Source organism: Humidesulfovibrio sp. (genome assembly GCF_035560995.1).
Taxonomy (GTDB): domain Bacteria; phylum Desulfobacterota; class Desulfovibrionia; order Desulfovibrionales; family Desulfovibrionaceae; genus Humidesulfovibrio.
Genome location: NZ_DATMYK010000032.1, coordinates 1 through 6846, shown reverse-complemented (window position 1 = coordinate 6846; position 6846 = coordinate 1). Strand labels below are relative to the sequence as shown.

Below are 6846 nucleotides of genomic sequence, written 5' to 3'. Positions count from 1 at the left end.
GGCCTCCCGGCCTTCGACTTCCTTTTCCGGTCTTTTCAATCCGTGCGCGCACGGTTTCAAGAACTCTCCGGCATGTCACACAATTGTGCTTGTAAGAAGGCGCAAAATCGCCTATCCAGGAGATGCTTAGCGCCAAACACGCGGCCTGCTTCAATTTTATCGCCAAAGGGAACCGACGAGAGGATGGACATGCCCGCACCCGCCCAGCACCGCAACCCCGCCCCCACCGTGGACGTCTTGATTTACCACGCGCACAGGGGCATCGTGCTGGTGGAGCGCAGGAATCCGCCTCCGGGCTGGGCCCTGCCGGGCGGCTTCGTCGACTACGGCGAGACCTGCGAGGCCGCGGCCCGGCGCGAGGCGAAAGAGGAGACCGGGCTCGACGTAGTGCTTACCGGACTGGTGGGCGTGTACTCCGACCCGGCGCGCGACCCGCGCGGCCACACCATGAGCGTGGTCTATGCCGCCCAGGCTCTCGACCCCGAAGCCCTCGCCGCCGGGGACGACGCCGCAAGGGCCGATTTTTTCAAACTGGACGCCCTGCCCCCCCTGGCCTTCGACCACGGGCAGATCGTTCAGGACTTCGTGGCCGGCCTCAAGCGCCTGGGCCCCTAGCGGGCGGCCGTACAGAACTGACCCGCGCCGGAGGAATCCGGCCGGTTGTTTCGAGGGATAGCATGGGCATCAAGCCGCTCGTCCTGTTCATGACCTCGGAGATGTACCCATTCTCCAAAACCGGCGGTCTGGCCGACGTGCTGGGCGCGCTGCCCCTGACCCTCTTCCGCATGGGCGTGAACACGGCGGTGGTGACCCCGTTGTATGGCCGCATGAACACCTCAGAGTTTGGCCTGCGCCTTTTGACCGAGCGCTGCCCCGTGGGCTACCCCTGGGCGCCCATCACGGCGGAGATCTACCAGGCCGACTACTACGGCATGCCCGTGTACTTCGTGGGCCGGGGCGAATACTTCGACCGCCGCAATCTCTACAACACCCATGCGGGCGACTATTTCGACAACTGCGAGCGCTTCAACTTCTTCTGCCGCGCAACGCTCGAATGGGCCAGACGCCTCGACTGGGCCCCGGCGGTCATCCACGCCCACGACTGGCAGAGCGCCCTGGTGCCCGCCTATCTGCACTTCTGGCGCAGGACAGACCCCTTCTGGAAAGAGACCAAGACCATCCTGACCATCCACAACCTGGCCTTCCAGGGCCGCTTCGCCTCGCGCCTGTTCTTCGAATCCGGCCTGCCGCCGGAGGCCTGGAACATGAACGGGGCCGAGTTCTACGGCGATTTCAACCTGCTCAAGACCGGCATCGCCTACGCCGATTCCGTGACCACGGTGAGCCCCTCCTACGCCGAGGAGATCCTGACCCCGCAGTTCGGCTGCGGGCTGGAGGGTTTGCTGGGGCGGCGGCGCGGCGTGCTGCGCGGCATATTGAACGGGGCGGACTACACCGTGTGGGACCCGCGGGATGACAAGTACCTGCCCTGCATCTACAAGGCGGGCTGCGCCGAGGGCAAGCAGGACTGCAAGAACGCACTGTTGAAGGAAATGCACCTGCCCGACCAGCTGGAGGACAAGCCGGTCATGAGCTTCATCGGCCGCTTCCGGGGCCAGAAGGGCGTAGATCTTCTGATCGACGTCATCCCGAAACTCATGGAACAGGAGGTTGGGCTCATCGTGCTGGGCGAAGGCAAGCTGGAGCACGAAGCCAGGCTGCAGGAGCTGGCCGAGGTGCATCAGGACCGGCTGCGCGTCATCGTGGGCTACTCCGAGGATCTGGCCCACCGCATCCAGGCCGGGTCGGACATCTTCCTCATGCCCTCGCGCTACGAGCCCTGCGGCCTGACGCAGATGTACGCCCTGCGTTTCGGCACGCCGCCGGTGGCCACGGCCGTGGGCGGCCTGCGCGACACCATCGCCCCCTACCCGCACCCGCGCGCCACGGGCTTCACCTTCGAAAACTCCACGGCCGAGGAGTTCTACGCAGCCATCCGCCAGGCGCTGGACCTGTGGCGCGACGACAAGCCCTACTGGAAGGGCATGGTGGAGCGGGCCATGGGCCAGGACTTCAGCTGGGAGCAGTCCGCCGCGCAGTACATCGAGCTTTACCGTTCCTTGGGCGCGCGCATCTAGGCCGCCCGTTCCGCCAGGCCCGGCGCTGCGGGCCCAACCTCACCAAGCAGGAGGATGACCCGATGCCGCTGACCAAGAAGTTTTCCAAGGACAAGACCGTATGCAAGGTGGGCTTCAGCCTCACGGAAGAATCCGCGGGCGGGGCCAGAAAGCTCTTCCTGGCCGGTGAGTTCAACGCCTGGACGCCCGCGCCCATGCGCAAGGCCAAGGGATCCTTCAGCTTAAGTCTGGAGCTGCCCACGGGCGCAAGCTACCAGTACCGTTTTGTAACGGACGCCGGGGCGTGGCTGAACGACACCGAGGCCGACTGCTACGTGTTCAGCCCCTTTGCCGACGCCGACAACTCCGTGGTGGTGCTGTAACGTTACTGGGCCCGGCCGATGCGGGGCTTCATGCTCCAGCAGTCACGGGGGATGGGCAGGCAGAAGCTCTGATCCGGGAAGTCCGCGCAGAGAAGAAGCCCGCCGCTCTTCTCCTCCCAGAACACGTGGTCCAAAAACAAAGCCAGGGCGCGCGCCAGCGTCACCTCGTTCTCGTCCACCGCGCTAAAGCGGCGCAACACGTCCATGGCCGCCCGGCGCACCATGCGCATGCCCTGCGCGCTCAAGGCCAGATCGTCGTAATCCAGCTCGTGCAGGGGGCCCCCGCCCCCGGCCAGGGCGGCCTGCGCCCTGTGCAGCTGCTGGCCGTCCTGCGGCCGCGTCTCCCCACTCATATCCGTGCCGGTGCGCATGGTCATGTCCGTCCTTTATTTATGATTCCCAAAGGTTGATGCACCTTGCGTGCCAGCCCTGGGGCGGCAATTTCCGCCCTGCCCGGCTTTTTGCGGCCCTTCCGTCCCGGCGCAAAGACGTATAGGGTGGGCAGGCCACGTTTCCTTTCACAACGCCCCCGGCGCAAAGCCCCCAAGGAGGCCCCATGCCCCCGTCCAGACGCACCAGCGGCGTGCTCCTGCACATCAGCTCCCTGCCCTCGCGCTTCGGCATCGGCGGCCTGGGGCCCGAAGCCCTGCGCTTCGGCGAGTTCCTGTCCCTGGCCGGGCAAAGCCGCTGGCAGGTGCTGCCCTTGAATCCCACGGCGGCCAGCCTGGGCAGTTCGCCCTATTCCAGCTTTTCCGCCTTTGCGGGCAACACCCTGTGCATCAGCCCCGAGGCCTTGAGCGAGGACGGACTCATCAGCGCTGAAGAGCTTGAGCCCTTTGCCATGCCCGTTGCGCCCCGCGTGGATTTCCCGGCCGTGGAGCGCGCGCGCCTGGCCCTCTTGCGCCGGATCTTCGACCGGCTGATGCCCGAAGCGGGCACCGGAACTCTGGAAGCCGACGCCTCCTTCGCCTCCTTCGTGGGCGACAACGCCTCCTGGCTGCCGGACTTCGCCCTGTTCATGGCCGTGAAGGAAAGCCTGGGCGGCGCGGCCTGGACCAGCTGGCCTGGAGACATCCGCGACCGCGAGGAAAGCGCCCTGCGCGAATACGGCACGAAGCTGCACCGCGAGATCGTGTTCCACCAGTTCTGCCAGTGGCTGTTCTTCCGCCAGTGGGGGCGGCTCAAGTGGGAACTCGAAAAGCTCGACGTGGAACTGGTGGGCGACGTGCCCATCTACGTGACCCACGACTCCGCCGACGTGTGGGCCAACCGCGGGCTGTTCAAGCTGGACGAGGACGGCCAGCCCACCCTGGTGGCCGGGGTGCCGCCTGATTATTTCAGCGCCACGGGCCAGCGTTGGGGCAACCCGGTGTTCGACTGGGAGGCCTGCGAGGCCGACGGCTTCGCCTGGTGGATAAGCCGCCTGCGCCACAACTTCGGGCTCTTTTCCGTGGTGCGCCTGGACCACTTCAGGGGCTTCGAGGCCTACTGGGAGATCGACGCGGCCGAGGAGACGGCGGTGAACGGCCGCTGGGTGCCCGCGCCCGGGGCCAAGCTCCTTGAGGCCGTGGAACGCGCCCATGGCAGCCTGCCCATCATCGCCGAGGACTTAGGGATCATCACACAGGAGGTGGTGGCCCTGAAGGAGCGCTTCAAGCTTCCGGGCATGAAGATCCTGCAGTTCGCCTTTGGCCCGCACACGCCCACCAGCCCGGATTCGCCGCACAACCACGAGAAGAACAGCGTGGTCTACACCGGCACCCACGACAACAACACCACGCGCGGCTGGTTCGAGGCCGAGGCCACGCCTTCGGTGCGCCGGGTCCTCTCCCGCTACCTGGGCCGCACGCCCACAAAGGACACCATCGTGCGCGAGTTCATCCGCCTGGCGCTTTCAAGCCCGGCCCGAGACGCGGTCATCCCGGCCCAGGATCTGCTGGGTCTGGGGGCGGAGCACCGCATGAACGTTCCCGGCCAGGCCAAGGGCAACTGGGGCTGGCGCGCGCCGGAGAACACCCTGTGCCTGTGCGGCCATGGCCGGGCCCTGGCCGAGGAGCTGCGCGGCCTGTGCGAGCTTTTCGGCCGCACGCCGGCGCAGGAGCTGAACGGCGAAGCGTCCGTAGAGGACGCGGGTGGGAACGAAGCCCGTTCTTAGCGGCCCGCAGTGACATTTTTTGCACCGGCCCGTGTTGACAGAGGCCCGTGCATGTTTATGTATGGCATGCAACGAACGCCCCGCCTTCGCCAGCGGGGCTTTTTACGCGAACATCGGCGGCGGCCTCTCCCTCGCGGAATCCGCACTGCGGAATTCTGGCGCGGGCCGCTGCAAGAAAACACACACTACACCTGCGGAGGACGTGAAAGATGAAATTGAAGCCCCTCAATGACCGTGTTCTGGTGAAGCGCCTGGAGTCCGAGGAAGTGACCGCCGGCGGCATCATCATCCCCGACAGCGCCAAAGAGAAGCCCCAGAAGGGCAAGGTCGTGGCCGCCGGCCCCGGCAAGCTGGACGACGCGGGCAAGCTGGTCAAGATGGCCGTTAAGGCTGGCGACGTGGTGCTGTTCACCAAGTACGCGGGAACCGAGATCAAGATCGACGGCGAAGAGCACCTGGTGCTGCGCGAGGACGACATCCTCGCCGTTGTCGAGAAATAAGCACGAGAAAGAAGGGCGTCACGCGCCCTTTACCGGAGAACAACCGGGCGCGCGCGGCTAAAAGCCTGCGCCCGCATGCAACCTAAAACGCCGCACGGCATAATTTTCAAGGAGCCCGACACATGGCCAAAGAAATCATTTTCGACGCCAAGGCGCGTGAGAAGCTGAAGATCGGTGTGGACAAACTGGCCAACGCCGTGAAGGTCACCCTCGGCCCCAAGGGCCGCAACGTGGTCATCGACCGCAGCTTCGGCTCCCCGCTCATCACCAAGGACGGCGTCACCGTCGCCAAGGAGATCGAGCTTGAGGACAAGTTCGAGAACATGGGCGCCCAGATGGTCAAGGAAGTCGCTTCCAAGACCTCCGACGTCGCCGGCGACGGCACCACCACCGCCACCATTCTGGCCCAGGGCATCTTCGCCGAGGGCGTGAAGCTCGTGGCCGCCGGCCGCAACCCCATGGCCATCAAGCGCGGCATCGACAAGGCCGTTGAGGCCATCGTCGCCGAGCTGGGCAAGATGACCAAGCCCACCCGCGACCAGAAAGAGATCGCCCAGGTCGGCACCATTTCCGCCAACAACGACGCGACCATCGGCGGCATCATCGCCGAGGCCATGAACAAGGTCGGCAAAGAGGGCGTGATCACCGTTGAGGAAGCCAAGGGCCTGGAGACCATGCTCGACGTCGTCGAAGGCATGCAGTTCGACCGCGGCTACCTCTCCCCCTACTTCGTCACCAACCCCGAGAAGATGACCTGCGAGATGGCCGATCCCCTGATCCTCATCTGCGAGAAGAAGATCTCCTCCATGAAGGACATGCTGCCCGTGCTGGAGCAGGTGGCCAAGATGAGCAAGCCGCTCGTCATCATCAGCGAGGACATCGAGGGCGAGGCCCTGGCCACCCTGGTGGTGAACAAGCTGCGCGGCACCCTGAACGTGGCCGCCGTGAAGGCTCCCGGCTTCGGCGACCGCCGCAAGGCCATGCTCCAGGACATCGCCATCCTCACCGGCGGCACCTGCGTGTCCGAGGACATGGGCGTGCGTCTGGAGTCCATCACCGTCAATGAGCTGGGCCAGGCCAAGCGCGTGGTCATCGACAAGGAATCCTGCACCATCGTGGACGGCAAGGGCAAAAAGGCCGACATCACCGCCCGCGTGAAGCAGATCCGCGCCGAGATCAACGAGACCACCTCCAGCTACGACCAGGAGAAGCTCCAGGAGCGCCTGGCCAAGATCGTGGGCGGCGTGGCCGTCATTCATGTCGGCGCCTCCACCGAGACCGAGATGAAGGAGAAGAAGGCCCGCGTGGAAGACGCCCTGAACGCCACCCGCGCCGCCGTTGAAGAAGGCATCGTCCCCGGCGGCGGTGTCGCCCTGGTGCGCTGCCAGAAGTCCCTTGATTCCGTGAAGCCCATCGACGACGACGAGCAGGCCGGCATCGACATCATCCGCCGCGCCATCGAGGTGCCCCTGCGCTCCATCTCCGCCAACGCGGGCTTCGAAGGCTCCATCGTGGTCGAGAAGGTCAAGGGCGGCAAGGACGGCTACGGCTTCAACGCCGGCACCGGCGAGTACGAAGACCTGATCAAGGCCGGCGTCATCGACCCCAAGAAGGTGACCCGCATCGCCCTGCAGAACGCCGCCTCCGTGGCGGGCCTCTTGCTCACCACCGAGTGCGCCATCGCCGACAAG

General features: G+C 65.6%; 7 protein-coding genes. 6 read left to right on the top strand and 1 reads right to left on the bottom strand.

All coding sequences use genetic code 11. From position 1 onward, the window contains the following. Positions 1-189 precede the first annotated feature (189 nt). From VN419_RS01050 to VN419_RS01040, 3 genes are all read left to right on the top strand, one after another. Complete coding sequence (locus VN419_RS01050; RefSeq protein WP_325643515.1) at positions 190-615, top strand: NUDIX hydrolase; 426 nt, start codon at positions 190-192, stop codon at positions 613-615. Positions 616-683: 68 nt separating this feature from the next. Beyond that, positions 684-2138, top strand: coding sequence for a glycogen synthase GlgA (gene glgA, locus VN419_RS01045; RefSeq protein WP_325643517.1), 1455 nt, complete (start codon positions 684-686; stop codon positions 2136-2138). Positions 2139-2200: 62 nt separating this feature from the next. After that, entirely contained in the window at positions 2201-2500 is a 300-nt protein-coding gene (locus VN419_RS01040) for an isoamylase early set domain-containing protein (protein ID WP_325643513.1), read from the top strand. A gap of 2 nt (positions 2501-2502) precedes the next feature. Here the strand turns inward: VN419_RS01040 and VN419_RS01035 are convergent, their stop codons facing one another. Further along, on the bottom strand, positions 2503-2877 hold the full coding sequence (locus VN419_RS01035; protein ID WP_325643511.1) for a hypothetical protein: 375 nt from the start codon (positions 2875-2877) through the stop codon (positions 2503-2505). Positions 2878-3056: 179 nt separating this feature from the next. Here VN419_RS01035 and malQ point away from each other — a divergent pair, with 179 nt between their 5' ends. The 3 genes from malQ to groL form a co-directional block, all read left to right on the top strand. Continuing rightward, a complete protein-coding gene (gene malQ, locus VN419_RS01030) occupies positions 3057-4655 on the top strand; it encodes a 4-alpha-glucanotransferase (RefSeq protein WP_325643506.1) in 1599 nt (532 codons plus the stop codon). A 209-nt stretch (positions 4656-4864) separates the two neighbouring features. After that, positions 4865-5155, top strand: coding sequence for a co-chaperone GroES (gene groES, locus VN419_RS01025; RefSeq protein ID WP_325643505.1), 291 nt, complete (start codon positions 4865-4867; stop codon positions 5153-5155). A 122-nt stretch (positions 5156-5277) separates the two neighbouring features. Next, positions 5278-6846 (top strand): chaperonin GroEL (gene groL / locus VN419_RS01020; RefSeq protein WP_325643503.1); only part of this gene is annotated, 1569 nt, incomplete at its 3' end.